We start from the raw sequence: 16176 nt of genomic DNA on the forward strand, positions 1-16176 counted from the left end.
TATACGCCGCACCATTTGAGATTAAAGCTCCCGGCAACGGGGGCTTTTCTTTTACGTAAACACCGCATTGATTCGAACCTCGGTCGAGGCGCGGGCGTAAAGAAAACGCGGAGCGTTTTTAGCCCGCGGGCGAGCGCGCCGGCAGGCGGGCGAAGCCGGTGCGGATCCGCGCAGCGGATGCGCGGAATCCTATACGCCGCACCATTTGAGATTAAAGCTCCCGGCAACGGGGGCTTTTCTTTTACGTAAGCACCGCATTGATTCGAACCTCGGTCGAGGCGCGGGCGTAAAGAAAACGCGGAGCGTTTTTAGCCCGCGGGCGAGCGCGCCGGCAGGCGGGCGAAGCCGGTGCGGATCCGCGCAGCGGATGCGCGGAATCCTATACGCCGCACCATTTGAGATTAAAGCTCCCGGCAACGGGGGCTTTTCTTTTACGTAAGCACCGCATTGATTCGAACCTCGGTCGAGGCGCGGGCGTAAAGCGGACGATTTCCTGTCGACTCGTGTAAGATTCCGAGTAGATGTCGCGACTTATTCGCGACCACTCCTTCTTCAAGCGACCGATCAGGGTGATACTTCGTGGCAGAGCGTCCGACATACAAGCTCAGGTTTCTCGATCCCAAAAAGCGCTTTCCGGCGATGCCCGAGCAGCCTGCGGGACGCTCATATGGCGTGGTCTGGAAACTCTTTGGCGAGGATCAGCATGAATCTTGCTATGTCGTCGAATTCGTTGGCAAAAGTCATGTGTCGCTTTTGGGCTACGTAAGCGTTTCGGGCGAGGTGTACAAGGTGGACCGCCCCGTTAGCGAGACTCCGCTGCCCAACGATCCCGACATGGAACTGGTCCTTGACGAGTCGGACTCCGGTATTGGTGAGATTGTGGTTCGGGGAGCCAACGGCACAATGCGCGCGTGCGCGCGAACCGTCGGCTCTCCCGAAGGCCCCATGCGCGAACAGTCCGATCACGAGACATGGAATTCGACCCGCTCCCTTCCTTACGGTGAGTTCATGGCATCGATGTTCCTGCGCTACGTGATATTCGCTGACTCCGAAAATACCATTGCGAGCACGGCGGACGCCGACGGACTCGACGAGGGTATGCAAAACGTTGTCGACAAGATCAAGCTCGTAAAGTTGCCCGAGCCGGTCGAGGTGTTTTTGGGCTTTAACACGACACCGCTACCTGACGCTATCGAGACGCTGCTCTACCGCGTTGACCATGCCGAGAATCCGAGCGGTATCGAGCGCTATGCCGCCGCCCTTATGAGTGAAATTGACTTGCCCCGCTTGCGCACCATCGCCGCTAAGTCCGAGATGAGCCTGGCTCGCATCGATCGCTCAAAGCTTTTCTATCTCAATTTTGATCGCAGCCTGCTGGACCAGGACGAGATTGACATGCTGCTTGCCATCGAGTGCCGTCTTAACCGTCTCTCCGGCATCCTTGAGCACATCGGGGCCGGATTGGTCCCTGCGGCATCCTCGCCGAGCCTTGAGGGCTGCGCGCTCTTTGATGCGTGGCATATCGCCAAGACGACCAACGATGTTCCCCGACTGCTCGATACAACCTCGAGCGACAACCCGTGGTCCAAACCGGGAACGGTGGCTTGCCAGCCGGGCGGTGAGTGGGATGTGCGTACCCGCTTCGCGCGTATTGTCGAGGCGCTTAACGTGGTCACGCGGCTCGACTATACCTATCGGGCAAACGTTGCCGAGGGGATTATGCTCGTTCGGTTTGGGCAGTCTGTCGTTGATGCCATGCCGCAACGTGAATACGACGCTCAAGATGACGCCTGGCACGAGCTGGACGAGGACACGCGCACGATCTGGGCCGCGGAGCACGATGCGCGCGTGGCGCTCACGCTTGCGGCAGCGTGTTTTGCCGCGGGCACCTGCATCACGCGCTGCTATGTGCAGATTGCTGCTCCCGACAGTGAGCAGGGCGAGTGCGTTGTCGCAACGTATTTCTTTGGGCGCGCGGCCTATCTGGCCGATTGCGTGCCTGTCGCCAAGGATCTTGAGAGCATGGACATGGACGATATGCCGTGCAAGCGTGTGCTTGAGGCATATGAGTCAACCGCTCCGGAGACGATTGAACCTGCGGAGGTTCATGCTCGTCCGCGTGATGACCATCGCATGCTGCCGCCGGCGCTGCGCGATCTGCTGCTTGCCGATGCGGCTGACGAGCTGGAGGTCATGGAAGAGGACGACGACCCATACGTTGCCCGTGTTGTTGAATTGCGCGAGCAGGCAAAAGTCGACCGTACAGGTGCTTTTGAAGGCTTTTCCCGTCTTGTTGAGGAGTTGGAGGCTAAGTGCGCCGTCGCCGAGCTTTTGGCGACAGGTCCGGTTCAAACGCAGTTTTGCGATAACCAGCTGGTGCGCATGGTGCTACCGGTGTTGGAAGAAGACCGCTCTGTGCGAATCCTTCGTGCGCCCGATGCGCTGTACTTTGCCCAGCACGAGATCTGCAGCTTTTACGCCGAACAAGAGGACTTTGAACGAGCGCTGCCCGAGGTGCGCCATCTTTACGATCTGGCGCGCTCGTCCATGCAGTCGCACTTTGCGCTCATCAACGTGCTTGCGCGTCTGGAGCGCTTTGACGAGATTATCGAGGTGGCGCGCCACGGCCTACGTATTGCCAGCGATCGTTCTGCAATCGGCTACCTGTTCTATCGCTTGGCGTTTGCCTATTGGAATTGCGATCAGCTCGACCTGGCACTGGCTTGTTACCGTCTGGTGCCGCGCGGCGAGGAGTCGGGCAGCAGCGCGCTGGAAGAAATGCAGGGTCTTATGAACGAGATGGGCGTCAGCGAGCCTCCGACGTTCGAGGAAGCGGTCGAGACCATCCGCAAGGCTGGACTCGAGCTGCCGCCGGTGTCCGCGGTGACCAATCAGCTTGCGGATGCCGCCGTGCAGCTGGTCGATAACGGCTTCTTTTTCCTGGCGCGCGGCTGCATCTTCCAAATGTGGCGCACCATGGGTAACGACGAGCTCGGCTCCCTCAACCGCTCGCTGGGGTAGGCGAAGCTTTCAAGAAGGAAAGGCTGCTAGGCAATTAGAAAATTTCCTCTTGCCCATCCTTGGCTGTTTGGTTACTATAGAACGGCTGTTACGGAGAGCTGACCGAGAGGCCGAAGGTGCTCGCCTGCTAAGCGAGTATGCCCCAAAAGGGCATCTGGGGTTCGAATCCCCAGCTCTCCGCCAGTACGAATTTGAAGAAGGGTCCCATTTGGGGCCCTTTTTATTATCAAGAATGGCGGCTGGGGATTCGAACCCGAGAGGGCACGGGCGTTAAGCAAACGCGAAAGCGTTTGTAGCCCGTGGGCGAAAAGCCGCCAGGCTTTGAAGCCGGAGGGCATGCGCAGCATGCCCGGACATCCCCAGCTCTCCGCCAGTACGAATTTGAAGAAGGGTCCCATTTGGGGCCCTTTTTATTATCAAGAATGGCGGCTGGGGATTCGAACCTCAAAAAAGGAGGCATCCTTTCGGACGCCTCCTTTCAGTGGACTTATTATTCTTGCGCACTACACCTCGGGCGCCTTGGCGACGGTCTCGCTTTCTGCCGTGAGCGGGCGGTTGTCGATGCGGCGGCCCAAGCGATCGAGCTTCACGAGTAGCCACTCAATGGGATTCGGCCCTGCGCCTTCCTCGTCGGCAACCAGGTCCATGACGGCGATCTTGGTGCCATCCTGCTTGAGCGTAACGCTGCCCACCTTGTCGCCCACATGCACCGTGCCCGAAAGATCGTCGTAGCTAACCTTTTCGGTCACCTCGCCGGCAAGGGAAAACACGGTCGCTTGCGCCGTAGGATCGGCGAGCGTGGCGTCGATCGTCTTATCCGTCCAGTCGGTTTGGCCAATGCGCGCCATAAGTGGGTTGCCGTTGGCGGTCTTTTCCTGCGTGTTGGCGATTGCGACCGTCACCTTGTGACCGTAGTACCAATTGGCAAGGGTTGCGGTATCGGTAAAGCGCTGGTCGGTGGTGGTGGAGTTCAAAACGACGGTGTAGATCTCGTCGCCATCGCGGTTGTAGGCACCCGTAAAGCAATAGCCTGCATCATCGGTGGTGCCGGTCTTGCCACCGATGTTGCCATCTTGGCCTAGCAAATAGTTATGCGTGTCCATGGAATGCGAATGGTCGGTGCCGTCGGCGCCCGTGACCTCGATCCAGGAATCTTCGCTCGCTACGACCTCGCGGATCGTGTCGTTTTTCATGGCCTCCTGCATCATCAGCGCTACGTCGTGTGCGGTTGAGTGCATATCGCCAGCCCACTCATCAAAGTCCAGACCATGCGGGTTTTCAAAAAGCGTGCCGGTGCAACCGAGCTTCTTAGCGCGCTCGTTCATGGCTTTCACAAATGTTGCCTCGGCGTCTTTGGTCTTAGGGTCGATCTTCTTGCCCACATATTCGGCGAGCACGATGGCGGCGTCGTTGCCCGAGGGAATCATCAGGCCGCGCAGTGCCTGCTTCACGGTGAGCTCGTCGCCTTCGAGTAGGCCGGCTGTTGAATTGTCCACGGTGGCTGCGGCGTTGCTCACCGTGGCCTTCTCGTCCATCTTGCAATTCTCGACGGTTAGGATTGCGGTCATGACCTTGGTGATCGAGGCAATCTTGATCTGCTCATCGGCGCCGCGGGCATAGTAGACGGTGCCGTCTTTGCCCATGACGAGGGCATTGGTCGCATCGATATCGGGCAGGTTTTCGGCCGTGATGCCGCGCGCATCGGCGGTTTTGCCGCAAACATTGTCGGTCGTGAGTACTTGGGCGCCGGCGACGGTGGGCACGCCAGCGGCAAGGGCGATAGCGCAGACAAAGCCGGCGGCAAGCTGGGCTGAGCGCTTTGCAAAAGAGGTGAGGGACTTCACGGATTTCGCTTTCGACGGGATGGTCTCTTCTGGAACTAGAGTATATCGTTTGCCGGCGTCGGCGATCATCGCGTGCGTGCGTGGCCCACATCCGCGCCCGAACGGGCACAAGGGTGCTTAAGGCCGACTTAATCACCCATGCTTGTTGTGTGTGGCGTGCGTCGCCTCGGGCATAATGGAGCGCGAGAGGAGCACGCATGAACGAGCGCATTTTGGTAGTTGATGACGAGAAGGCCATCGCCGACTTGGTTGGTATCTACCTTACAAAAGAGGGCTTTGATGTCCAGATTGCCTATAGCGGGGCCGATGCTGCCAAGGCAATCCTGGAGCAGGAGTTCGATCTGGCACTGTTGGATGTCATGCTGCCCGATATCGATGGCTTTGAGCTACTGCGTACGATCCGTTTCAGCCATACCTATCCTGTGATCATGCTGACGGCGCGCGATGCCCAGCAAGACAAGATCGAGGGCCTTTCGCTTGGCGCGGACGATTACGTGGTTAAGCCGTTCCGTCCGCTGGAGCTCATCGCGCGCGTGCACGCTCAGCTTCGCCGCTACACCAGCTACGGTAGCCGCTCGCAGGCGGCCGAGTCGCCGACCATCCAGCTCGACGGCCTGGAGATCAACCGCGATGCTCGTTCCGTAACGGTGGACGGTGCACCGGTACGCCTCACGCCCATCGAGTATTCCATCTTGCTGTATCTGGTTGAGCATCACGGCAGCGTGGTAGCCGTGGAGGATCTGTTCCGCGCGGTGTGGAACGAGGATTTTATGCCCGGCTCCAACAATACGGTGATGGTGCACATTCGCCACCTGCGCGAAAAGATTGGCGACGACGCTCAAAAGCCGCGCTTTATCAAAAACGTCTGGGGCGTCGGCTACATAATCGAATAGCGCCTTTGATGGTGGGGAAGTGGATATGACAAAAGACGATAGGCAGGCATTCGAGGTGCCCGATCGACTCTTTGAATACGTAAGGGCGGTCGTTGACAACCGTGCGTTAGCGACGGTGCTGCTCTTTTTGCTGAGTCTGCTGCTCATCGGCATTGACAATATCGTTGGCATCCTGGCAGTTCTACTCATTGGCTTTTTGCTGATTGATCGATTCGAAATCGTTCGCCGCTGTGTGGTGATCGGCGGCGCCGCGTGGACAATTACGTTGGCGATCGGGTCCATGGCGCTTGGCGGTATTGGCGAGCCCGTATTCTTTGACGCCGGCTTCGTGTTCAACATGCTTGGATTTGTGCTGGCGCTTGCCGTGTGCGTCCTGTTCTTCTGCGGACGCGCCCTGTACTACCAGGGTTACGAGCAGGGCGAGCTGCACGCCGACCGCGTGATTGCCGCCCGCATTCAGGACCGTCTGATCGATAACCCCGACACATGGGACAACATTGACGGCGACTTCCTCGAGGTCGAGGGCGCGCTCAACCGGGCGCGCGATTGCGAGCGTAGGGTTCAACAAGCCCTGCGTGACGAATCCCACCGCAAAGATGACCTGGTGACGTACCTGGCGCACGACCTGCGCACGCCGCTCGCCAGCGTGGTGGGCTACCTTTCGCTCTTGCAGGAGGCCCCCGATTTGCCGCTTGAGCAACGTGCACGCTTTACGGGCGTGGCACTCGACAAGGCGCACCGGCTCGATGCACTCATCGAAGAGTTCTTCGATATCACGCGCTTTGACTTCCACGATATCGTGCTCACGCGCGGCTATGTTGATCTGGGGTTGCTGCTGGCTCAGGTGGCTGACGAGTTCTATCCCATCCTCAACGAGCAACATAAGGAAGCCCAGGTTGATATTCGCGAGGACCTGACGGTGCTCGTGGATGGCGATAAGATGGCCCGCGTGTTTAACAACATCATGAAAAACGCCGTCGCCTATAGCTATGAGGGCTCGACTATCACGATTGAGGCCAGGCGCCAAGACGATGGCGGCGTGCGCGTGCGCTTTATCAATCAGGGCGATCCTATCCCTGCGGCTAAGCTCAAGGTGATCTTTGAGAAGTTCTATCGCCTGGATGCGGCGCGTGCGACCAATCGCGGTGGTGCCGGTTTGGGCCTTGCTATTGCCAAGGAGATCATCGCGGCACACGGCGGTACCGTTGCATGTGAATCGACGCCCGAACACACGATATTCACCATCGAGCTGCCCGCCGCATAGCTGGCGTGCCCTTACAAACACTTGACAATGTGCTCACGTGCGTATGAGCCGCGATTCCTACTATCGATACTGCTGAATTGATATCGATATGGAGGTGTGCGGTATGACGGCTGCTGCGGCTGTGGAGCCCACGGAGCTTGAAGAACTCATGGAAGCGCAGGCCGAGGCCGCGCATGAGCGCGAGGTTGGGGATGCGACTCGCCCCACGGCAGAGGATCTTGCCGCCTCGCCGACGCGCATCGACGTCGAGGGCCTCGACCTGTTCTATGGCGACCACCATGCGCTCAAGGACGTGAATATCAAGATCCGCGACAAGCAGATCACCTCGTTCATCGGGCCTTCGGGCTGCGGAAAGTCCACGTTGCTGCGCTGCTTTAACCGCATGAACGACGGCATCAAGGATTGCCGCATCGAGGGCAAGATTGCGCTCGATGGTCAAGATATCCTGGGCGATTGCGACATCTGCCGTTTGCGCCAGCGCGTGGGCATGGTGTTCCAACGCCCCAACCCATTTCCCATGAGCATCTACGACAACGTCGCCTACGGTCCTCGCGGTATGGGTGTGCGCGACCGCGCCGTGCTCGATGAGCTGGTCGAGGACTCCCTGCGTCGCGCTGCCCTGTGGGACGAGGTCAAGGACAAGCTCAAAGAGTCGGGCCTGGGTCTTTCGGGTGGACAGCAGCAGCGCCTGTGCATCGCCCGCGCACTTGCCGTGCAGCCCGACATTCTGCTGATGGACGAGCCGACTTCGGCACTCGACCCTGTGTCGACGCTCGTGGTGGAGCAGCTTGCCTGCGAGCTCAAGGAGACCTGCACGCTGGTGGTCGTGACGCACAACATGCAGCAGGCCGCGCGTATTTCCGATTCGGTTGCGTTCTTTTTGCTGGGTGAGCTGGTGGAGCACGCGCCCACCGCGCAACTCTTTAAGAATCCGTCCGATCCGCGCACCGCGGATTATTTGACGGGGCGTTTTGGCTGACGCTGTCTTTTACAGGTGCCTTTAGGGTTAAGATGCGGTCATATCGGCCGCAAAGGGGTTCAACATGATCTATTACGTCGAGGACGATGACAACATCAGGGATTTGACAGTCTACGCGCTGCGCAAGCAGGGAATCGAGGCCGAGGGCTTTTCGTGTGATGGCGAGTTTAAAGCTGCCGTGGCGCGACGGGTGCCCGATGCTGTGCTGCTCGATATCATGCTGCCCGACACCGATGGCTTGGCGATTATGCGTCGCCTGCGTGCCGATCGCCTGACGGCGACGGTGCCCATCATGATGCTTACCGCCAAGGACACCGAACTCGACAAGGTGATGGCGCTCGATGGCGGTGCCGACGATTACCTGACTAAGCCGTTTTCGCTCATGGAGCTTGCGAGCCGCTGCCGCGCACTGCTGCGTCGCGGCGGCATGGTCAAGCAGGCGAGCGATGTGCTCAGCGTGGGCGACATCGTGCTTTCGCCTAGCCATCGCGAGGTGACCGTTGCCGGCGAGCCGCTTAAGCTCACCCTGCGCGAGTTCGACCTGCTCGAGTACCTCATGCGCAAGCCCGGCGTGGTCTTTACCCGCGAGTCGTTGCTGCAGAGCGTGTGGGGCTGGGACTTCGACGGCGGTTCGCGCACCGTTGACGTGCACGTGCAGACGCTTCGCCAAAAACTGGGCGAGCATGCCAGCGCCATCGAGACCGTGCGCGGCGTGGGTTATCGCCTGGCCGAGCCTTCTGCCGGTGATGGTGCCGAAGGCGACGACACCGCGGCCACCGCATCGGAGGAGTAACCCGTGGTCTTCGCCCCCCAGGGAAAACATACGCTGTCGCACCGCGTTTTTGTGACGATCTTTGTCTGCGCCATGGCGGTTATCGTGGCGTTTACGGTGCTGGGTGCGTTCTTTGTGCAAAACACTTTGGCGGATGCCACGAGTGCCAATCTGGCGCAGGAAACCGAGCTCATTGCTGCCGCCCTCGACGAGCAGCAGGAGCCCATTCCGTTCTTGCGAAGCCTCGATCGCGAGGATCTTCGTATCACGCTGATCAATAAGGACGGATCTGTTGCCTACGACAACGAGGCGTCGCCTTCCACACTGCCCAACCATGGCGATCGCCCCGAGGTCATCGAGGCCTTTGAGAGTGGTTCGGGTTCCGCGGAGCGCGCAAGCTCTACACTCGACGAGATTATGCTGTATCGCGCCGTCACCCTTGATAACGGCCAGGTCGTTCGCTTGGCGCAGGCCCAGCCTGGCGTTGCGGCGATTTTGCTGTCGATGGTGGCGCCGATGCTGCTTATCGCAGCAGCGGGTGCAGTACTCTCGTTTTTTATGGCGCGCCGTGAGTCCCGTGCCATCATCGCGCCGTTGCAAGAGGTGGATTTGGATCACCCACGCCGTAGCTATGAGCACGCCTATGCCGAGATGGTCCCCATGCTTGAGCGCATCGAGTCGCAGCGCCAGGAACTCAAGCGCCAAATGGCGGTGCTAGCGGACAACGACCGTATGCGCCGCGAGTTCACGGCGAATATCACCCATGAGCTCAAGACGCCGCTTACGGCGATTTCGGGCTATGCCGAGCTCATCGCAAATGGCATGGTCGAGGGCGAGGACGACCTGCGCAACTTTGGCGGTCGCATCTATCGTGAGGCGGGCCGCTTGGCAGCGCTTGTCAACGACATCCTTACGCTGTCTAACTTGGACGAGGCCGAACGTGCAACTGAAGGCGAGGCAGTGCCCATTGGGTCCACGGAGCCTATTGAGCTCTCGCGTGCGATCTACGCGGTTGAGCAGCGTCTTGAACAGGTCGCCCGTCAAGCGAATGTGACGATAAGTCATGAGACCAAGCCTGTGGTCATCGAAGGCGTGTCGCGCTTGGTCGACGAGCTCATCTATAATCTGGCAAGCAACGCCATCCGCTACAATCGGCCCGGCGGTACGGTTACGCTGCAGTGCGGCACCAACGACGAAGGCCATCCGTTCCTCGCTGTCGCCGACACGGGAATCGGTATCGCGCCTGAAGAACAGGGCAAGGTATTTGAGCGGTTCTATCGCGTGGACAAGAGTAGGTCCAAGGCACGCGGCGGAACCGGCCTGGGGCTTGCCATTGTCAAGCATGCGGCCCTGTATCATCACGCCACGCTTGATCTGTCGAGCGAGTTGGGCGTGGGAACCACCATTACGGTGACGTTTCCCATACAGCAGGACGAGCCATTCGCATAGCGATACAACACAGATATTGATGTAGACGCCGCATTTGACTTTCGGGTGCGGCGTTGTTGTGCAATTTTACGATTGCTTCCGACATTTTTACAGGAGAGCCTGTTTCTTATGTATAGAGTTTGGTCTCGGTAAAAAGATGCGATAACATACGGACAGTTTTGTCAATCCGAACTGGGGAAATGAAAGGCAAGCTGCATGACCCTTCTCGAACTGTTCCAGCTGCTGAAGAAGCACCTCAAGCTGGTCATCACCCTTCCGGTGGTCTGCGCGATCGCCATGGGCATCGTGTCCTTCGTTGCGATGGACAACACCTATACCGCGACGACGAGCATGTACATTCTCGCCAAGACCGACGATAGCGGTCAGATGAGCTACAACGATCTCTCGGCGAGCCAGATGCTTTCCAACGATATCGCCACGCTGCTGGATAGCGATAGCGTTAAGAGCGGCGCCGCCAAAGAACTGGGCCTCACCGATTTGGATGACTACAAGGTGTCTGTTTCCTCCGAGACCACCACGCGTGTCATTACGCTTTCGGTTACCGGCACCGATGCCAAGGAGACGGCTGAGGTCGCAAAGGCCATTGCCAGCTCGGTGAGTACGGTCGCTCAGAACGTCGGCGCTGCCCAGAGCATCAACGTTATCGACGAGGCTAAGACCCCCGAAGCCCCCAGCGGCCCCAAGCGCACGTTGTATATTGCCGTCGCGTTCCTCGCCGGTATCTTTATCGCAGTTGCCTATGTCGTTTTGGCAGACATGCTCAATACCCGCATCCGCGGTGCCGAAGAGGCAGAAGAGCTCCTGGGTATTCCCGTTGTTGGCCGAATTCCGGCTATGAAAGGTGGTAAATAGGCATGGCTAAGGCAAAGAACACCGATAAGCTCGTTGTGCAGAATGCCGCCAAGACCCTTCTGGCCAACATCCGCTTTGCGAGCGTGGACGACCCCATTCGCACCATCACCGTTACCTCCTCGATTCCCAACGAGGGCAAGTCTACGGTTTCCATTAACCTTGCTCAGGCAATCGCCACGAGCGGCAAGAGTGTCCTGCTGGTCGAGGCTGATATGCGTCGCAGGTCCCTTGCCGATATGCTCGGCGTCCGCTCCCGCGGCGGACTCTATGCGGTCCTTTCCGAGCAGATCTCCATTGACCAGGCAATTGTCGAGACGGGTCAGAAGAACTTCTACTTCCTCGATGCCGAGCCGCACATTCCCAATCCTGCCGACATCATCGTCTCCCATCGCTTTTCCAAGTTGGTCAAGGCACTGTCTGCTAAGTTCCAGTATGTCATCTTCGATGCTCCTCCGGTCGGCACCTTCATCGATGCTGCCGAGATTGCCAGCCTGACCGACGGCACGCTGTTCGTGGTGCGCGAGGACTTTACCAAGCGCGAAGAGGCGCTCAATGCTATCGCCCAGCTTAAGAAGTCCGAGAAGGTCAAGCTCATCGGTACCGTCATGAATTACTGTGAGACCGAGACCAGCGAGTACTACTATTCTTACTACACCAAGGACGGTAAGAAGGTTAAGAAGGGCTCCGACGGTCAGGGCACTTCCAAAAAGGGCATCTTCACCAACCGAGCAAACGTTTAGTTGATTAGGGCCGACCTATGCGTGACATTCATTGCCATATCTTGCCGGGTGTAGACGACGGCGCCGCCGATCTCGATGAGAGCTTGGCGATGCTCGAGGCTGCCAAGCGGGCCGGTGTAACCAGAATCGTTTGCACTCCTCACTGCCGTGATCCCTATTTTGATTACGACAAGATGTGGGATGCCTTTGAGCTGCTGCGCGATAACGCTGACGGTTTTCCGCTCCAGATGGGCTTCGAGGTCAACCATCGAAAGCTCGTTGAACTTGGTATCGATGCCGTGGAGCACTTGCATTTCGATGGGACCAACGAGTTTCTGCTCGAGCTTTCGACGCATGCCGATGCGTATGCGTTTAGAGAATACGAGAACACGATTTACGATTTGCAGTGCCGTGGCTACCAGGTGATCATCGCTCATCCTGAGCGCTATCGTGCGGTTCAAAAGGATGTAAGCGTGGCGGAACGCCTGGTCGATATGGGCTGCAAGCTGCAGGCTTCGGCGGACTTTATTGCCGGCGGTCGCTTTGGTCGCGAGAAAAAGCCGGCACAGCGCCTGTTCGATCAGAACCTGTACAGCTTCATCGCGAGCGATGCCCATAACGTGGGTCATTACGACTGTCTGGCGAAGGCTCGCGCGAAGTTTAGCGTGCGCGGAGCTCATTTTCGCTAAAATCTGTCCCTAACGTTCGCATTGAATGAAAGGGCAGCCATGGATATCCAACTTAAGACGGGATGCTTTGACGACGCGGCGTTGGTGCGCCGCGTCGTTTTTATGGACGAGCAGGGCTACGAGAATGAGTTCGACGCTATCGACGAGGATCCGAACTGCATTCATGTGACACTCTATGTAGACGGCGAGCTTGCCGGCTGCTCGCGCGTGTTTCCCGAGGAACTGGAGTATGCGGCAGATGCCGAAGCCCCAGTTTTGCCGGCGTGCGACTTGGACGAAGGCGTCGCGGCGGGGGAGACCTACATTATGGGGCGCGTGGCCGTGCTGCCGAGCATGCGCCGTCGCGGTTTGGCGAGCAAGATTGTCGAGGCCAGTGATACGTGCGCGCGTGATGCCGGCTCCAAGCTCATTAAGCTGCACGCGCAGGAATACGTGCTACCACTCTATGCCAAGGCGGGTTACACGCAGATTGCCCCGGTGGACTACGAAGACGAGGGCCAGCCCCATGTTTGGATGGCCAAGCGCGTAGATGGCAGATAGGGACGTTCCTTTCCTGCCGGCAGTCGGGGACACTCCTTGGCAATTGGTGCATCAGAGCGTTTGGACATACAGTTTTTCGATTCCGTATGTATATATGCGCGCTAATGGGTTATAAAATCTAAGTCTGAACATAGCAGGTCTGCAATGCGGCTCGGGCAACCGGGCCGTTTTTGCGGACGGGGGTAGCGCGAAAGGACTGCACATGCGTCAATTTAAGACCGAGAGCAAAAAACTGCTCGACCTCATGATCAACTCCATCTACACCAATAAGGAAATCTTCCTGCGCGAGCTTATCTCCAACGCGAGCGATGCCGTCGACAAGCTCAACTTTAAGAGCCTGCAGGATCCGAGTGTCAAGCTCGACCAGGGCGACCTGGCCATCCGTGTTTCCTTTGATAAAGATGCCCGTACCATCACCATTTCGGATAACGGTATCGGCATGACCGCCGAGGAGCTCGAGCGCAATCTGGGCACCATCGCCCATTCCGGCTCCGAGGAGTTTAAGACTGAGAACGCCGAGCAGCAGGGTTCCGATGTCGACATCATCGGTCAGTTTGGCGTGGGCTTCTACTCTGCCTTTATGGTTGCCAGCCACGTAAAGGTTGTCAGCTGCGCCTATGGCGAGGACACCGCTCACGTGTGGGAGTCTGATGGTCTTGAGGGTTACACCATCGAAGACGGCGAGCGCGCCGAGCACGGCACCGATGTCATCCTGACGCTGCGCGAGAACGAGAAGCTCGACGCCGACGGCGAGGCCGAGACCTACGATCGCTTCCTGACCGAGTGGGGCCTCAAGAGCCTGATTCAGCAGTACAGCAACTATGTGCGCTACCCGATTCAGATGATGGTGAGCAAGAGCCGCCAGAAACCCAAGCCCGAGGACGCCGGCGACGACTACAAGCCCGAGTACGAGGACTACCAGGAGCTCGAGACCATCAACTCCATGACGCCGATTTGGAAAAAGCGCAGCTCCGACGTTGAGCAGAAGGATTACAACGAGTTCTACAAGTCCACGTTCCACGACTTTGACGATCCCGCGCGCACTATCAGCTTCCATGCCGAGGGTACGCTTGAGTACGATGCGCTGCTGTTTGTGCCGGGTCGCGCCCCGTTCGATCTGTACAGCAAGGACTACGAGAAGGGCCTGGCGCTCTACAGTTCCAACGTGCTGATTATGGAGAAGTGCGACGACTTGCTGCCCGACTACTACAACTTTGTGCGCGGTGTCGTGGACTCTGCCGACGTGACGCTCAATATTTCGCGTGAGACGCTGCAACAGAACCGTCAGCTCAAGGCCATTGCCAAGCGTGTCGAGAAGAAGATCACTGCCGATCTTGAGGACATGCGCGACAACGACCGCGAGGCCTACGAGAAGTTCTTTGAGAACTTTGGCCGCGGCCTTAAGTACGGCATCTACTCGAGCTATGGCATGAAGGCCGATGAGCTCGCCGACCTGCTGCTGTTCTGGTCTGCCAAGGAACAGAAGATGATTACCCTGGCCGAGTATGCCAAGGGTATGCCCGAGGATCAGAAGGCCATCTACTACGCCGCCGGCGACTCGCGTGAGCGCTTGGCCAAGATGCCCGTGGTAAAGGGCGTGCTCGAGCGCGGCTATGACGTGCTGTTGCTGACGCAGGATGTGGATGAGTTCACGTTCCAGGCTATGCGTGAGTACGTTGCCGCCGATATGCCTAAGATCTACGAGGACGACGCCGCCCGCGAGGCTGCCGAGAAGGCCGTTGCCGACGGTGCCGAGCCCGAGGTCGAGGATCGTCACCTGGAGCTCAAGAACGTCGCGACTGGCGATCTTGATCTGGCGACCGAGGACGAGAAGAAGGAGGCCGAGGACGCCACCAAGGAAAACGAGGACCTCTTTAGCGCCATGAAGGAGGCGCTCGGTGACAAGGTCGAGAAAGTTGCCGTCTCCGCGCGCCTGACCGATGCCCCCGCTTGCATCACCACCGAGGGTCCGCTTTCGCTCGAGATGGAGAAGGTGCTCCAGAAGGGACCCGAGGGCGCGCCCGACGGTATGCCCAAGAGCCAGCGCGTGCTCGAGCTCAACGCCAAGCACCCGGTCTTTGACAAGCTTGTCGCCGCCCAGAAGGCAGGCGACGCCGACAAGATCAAGCAGTACTCCGGTCTGCTCTATGACCAGGCTCTGCTGGTCGAGGGCATTCTGCCTGAGGACCCCGTTGCCTTCGCGGCGGCTGTCTGCGAGCTGATGTAACTAGGGTGTTACGCGGTTCTACGAACCGCGTAACCACTCGACGCTGCCCTTCGTTCCGCCGTTCTAACGAACGGCGGACCAGCCGACGCTGCGCGGGCACCAGAGCGACAACTTGTCATTCAAAGAGGATGGCATGACCAGAAGGTCTATGCCGTCCTCTTTTCATGCCAATTTGTTCGCTCTGGTGACCGCTCGCTGGCATTACCAAAACATCGACGGTCCAATAATGATCCCTTGGGGACGGAGAAAAAGTGGTCGTTGGGGACGTTCTTGTTTGACTAGTCGTTTAAGAACGTCCATTACAGTCGAAATTGTCAGCCCGGGACCGTCTCGGGCTACGATTGAGGCGCGCCCAGAACGGGCCGCCGACCGGGCGCCCGCGCACGGCCGAACGTCCCTGCCCCCGAGAGGGCCCGTTGGGTGCTGCCGGCGCGGGACGCGCCGCCCCCGACGGCTGATAGGAAAGTGCCGGGCAGGCGCCGCGGCTGGTAATGTGAGTGCCGAGGGGGAGGCCATCCGGTCGAACGACTACCGGAAGGATACCACCGTGAAAGCGCCATCCACCAGGCCCGCGGCCGTGCTCGGCCTGGACGTCGGCAAGTCATCGCACTGGGCCTGCCTGGTCGACCGCGACGGGGAGGTGCTGGCCAGCGCCCCCGTCCGCAACAGGGAGGGCGCTCTCGACGCGCTGTTCGCCTCCGCGCCCGCCGGCACGCTCGTCGTCGTCGACCAGTTCCGCAACATAGGGTCCCTCGCCGTGAGGCGGGCCCGCGCCGCGGGGCTCGGGGTCGCCCACCTGCCCGGGCTCGCCGCCAGCCGCGCCGCCGGCCTGTTCGCCGGCGAGGCCAAGACCGACGAGCGCGACGCCGCGGTGATCGCGCGGACCGCCCTGGGCGTGCCGGACTCCCTGTCGGGGGTCCCGGGCCG

13 protein-coding genes and 1 tRNA gene are annotated in these 16176 nt (G+C 59.1%); 13 read left to right on the plus strand and 1 reads right to left on the minus strand.

Annotated elements, in window-relative coordinates; translation table 11 throughout:
* The first annotated feature begins 579 nt into the window (after positions 1 to 579).
* Both DW943_RS09465 and DW943_RS09470 read left to right on the plus strand, forming a co-directional pair.
* Positions 580 to 3021 (plus strand): lipopolysaccharide assembly protein LapB, encoded by a 2442-nt coding sequence (locus tag DW943_RS09465; protein WP_147348654.1) that lies wholly within the window; start codon positions 580 to 582, stop codon positions 3019 to 3021.
* A 92-nt stretch (positions 3022 to 3113) separates the two neighbouring features.
* Positions 3114 to 3204: transfer RNA gene (locus DW943_RS09470), tRNA-Ser, on the plus strand.
* Between the two features lie 320 nt (positions 3205 to 3524).
* On the opposite strand, the gene DW943_RS09475 is transcribed toward DW943_RS09470, so the two are convergent.
* Entirely contained in the window at positions 3525 to 4865 is a 1341-nt protein-coding gene (locus DW943_RS09475) for a D-alanyl-D-alanine carboxypeptidase family protein (protein WP_158566152.1), read from the minus strand.
* 197 nt (positions 4866 to 5062) lie between these two features.
* Between DW943_RS09475 and DW943_RS09480 the strand changes: the two genes are divergently transcribed.
* From DW943_RS09480 to DW943_RS09530, 11 genes are all read left to right on the plus strand, one after another.
* Positions 5063 to 5758 carry a response regulator transcription factor gene (locus tag DW943_RS09480; RefSeq protein WP_117862872.1) on the plus strand — a complete coding sequence of 232 codons (696 nt, stop codon included), beginning with the start codon at positions 5063 to 5065 and terminating at the stop codon, positions 5756 to 5758.
* Between the two features lie 25 nt (positions 5759 to 5783).
* Complete coding sequence (locus tag DW943_RS09485; RefSeq protein WP_117862873.1) at positions 5784 to 7022, plus strand: sensor histidine kinase KdpD; 1239 nt, start codon at positions 5784 to 5786, stop codon at positions 7020 to 7022.
* 103 nt (positions 7023 to 7125) lie between these two features.
* Positions 7126 to 8001 carry a phosphate ABC transporter ATP-binding protein PstB gene (gene pstB / locus DW943_RS09490; protein WP_192934545.1) on the plus strand — a complete coding sequence of 292 codons (876 nt, stop codon included), beginning with the start codon at positions 7126 to 7128 and terminating at the stop codon, positions 7999 to 8001.
* 64 nt (positions 8002 to 8065) lie between these two features.
* Positions 8066 to 8794, plus strand: coding sequence for a response regulator transcription factor (locus DW943_RS09495; protein ID WP_089572665.1), 729 nt, complete (start codon positions 8066 to 8068; stop codon positions 8792 to 8794).
* Positions 8795 to 8797: 3 nt separating this feature from the next.
* On the plus strand, positions 8798 to 10222 hold the full coding sequence (locus DW943_RS09500; protein ID WP_117862874.1) for a cell wall metabolism sensor histidine kinase WalK: 1425 nt from the start codon (positions 8798 to 8800) through the stop codon (positions 10220 to 10222).
* 195 nt (positions 10223 to 10417) lie between these two features.
* Positions 10418 to 11074, plus strand: coding sequence for a YveK family protein (locus tag DW943_RS09505; RefSeq protein ID WP_055250503.1), 657 nt, complete (start codon positions 10418 to 10420; stop codon positions 11072 to 11074).
* A gap of 2 nt (positions 11075 to 11076) precedes the next feature.
* The gene (locus tag DW943_RS09510) at positions 11077 to 11814 is read left to right on the plus strand and encodes a CpsD/CapB family tyrosine-protein kinase (protein WP_117862875.1); all 738 of its coding nucleotides are present in this window, start codon (positions 11077 to 11079) and stop codon (positions 11812 to 11814) included.
* 17 nt (positions 11815 to 11831) lie between these two features.
* On the plus strand, positions 11832 to 12482 hold the full coding sequence (locus DW943_RS09515) for a tyrosine-protein phosphatase (protein WP_117862876.1): 651 nt from the start codon (positions 11832 to 11834) through the stop codon (positions 12480 to 12482).
* 39 nt (positions 12483 to 12521) lie between these two features.
* Entirely contained in the window at positions 12522 to 13022 is a 501-nt protein-coding gene (locus tag DW943_RS09520) for a GNAT family N-acetyltransferase (RefSeq protein WP_117790205.1), read from the plus strand.
* Between the two features lie 202 nt (positions 13023 to 13224).
* Positions 13225 to 15249: a molecular chaperone HtpG gene (htpG, locus tag DW943_RS09525; RefSeq protein ID WP_117862877.1), complete on the plus strand. Its 2025-nt coding sequence runs from the start codon at positions 13225 to 13227 to the stop codon at positions 15247 to 15249.
* 547 nt (positions 15250 to 15796) lie between these two features.
* A partial coding sequence (locus tag DW943_RS09530; RefSeq protein WP_147348655.1) for a transposase occupies positions 15797 to 16176 on the plus strand: 380 nt, incomplete at its 3' end.

This window comes from Collinsella sp. AM44-11, assembly GCF_003467145.1.
In the GTDB taxonomy this organism is placed as follows: Bacteria; Actinomycetota; Coriobacteriia; order Coriobacteriales; family Coriobacteriaceae; genus Collinsella.

What these genes read in the sequence shown, in the direction of transcription:
- DW943_RS09480 (WP_117862872.1), top strand. Translation starts at nt 5,063, where the DNA reads ATGAACGAGCGCATTTTGGTAGTTGATGACGAGAAGGCCATCGCCGAC.
- DW943_RS09485 (WP_117862873.1), top strand. Translation starts at nt 5,784, where the DNA reads ATGACAAAAGACGATAGGCAGGCATTCGAGGTGCCCGATCGACTCTTT.
- pstB (WP_192934545.1), top strand. Translation starts at nt 7,126, where the DNA reads ATGACGGCTGCTGCGGCTGTGGAGCCCACGGAGCTTGAAGAACTCATG.
- DW943_RS09495 (WP_089572665.1), top strand. Translation starts at nt 8,066, where the DNA reads ATGATCTATTACGTCGAGGACGATGACAACATCAGGGATTTGACAGTC.
- DW943_RS09505 (WP_055250503.1), top strand. Translation starts at nt 10,418, where the DNA reads ATGACCCTTCTCGAACTGTTCCAGCTGCTGAAGAAGCACCTCAAGCTG.
- DW943_RS09510 (WP_117862875.1), top strand. Translation starts at nt 11,077, where the DNA reads ATGGCTAAGGCAAAGAACACCGATAAGCTCGTTGTGCAGAATGCCGCC.
- DW943_RS09515 (WP_117862876.1), top strand. Translation starts at nt 11,832, where the DNA reads ATGCGTGACATTCATTGCCATATCTTGCCGGGTGTAGACGACGGCGCC.
- DW943_RS09520 (WP_117790205.1), top strand. Translation starts at nt 12,522, where the DNA reads ATGGATATCCAACTTAAGACGGGATGCTTTGACGACGCGGCGTTGGTG.
- htpG (WP_117862877.1), top strand. Translation starts at nt 13,225, where the DNA reads ATGCGTCAATTTAAGACCGAGAGCAAAAAACTGCTCGACCTCATGATC.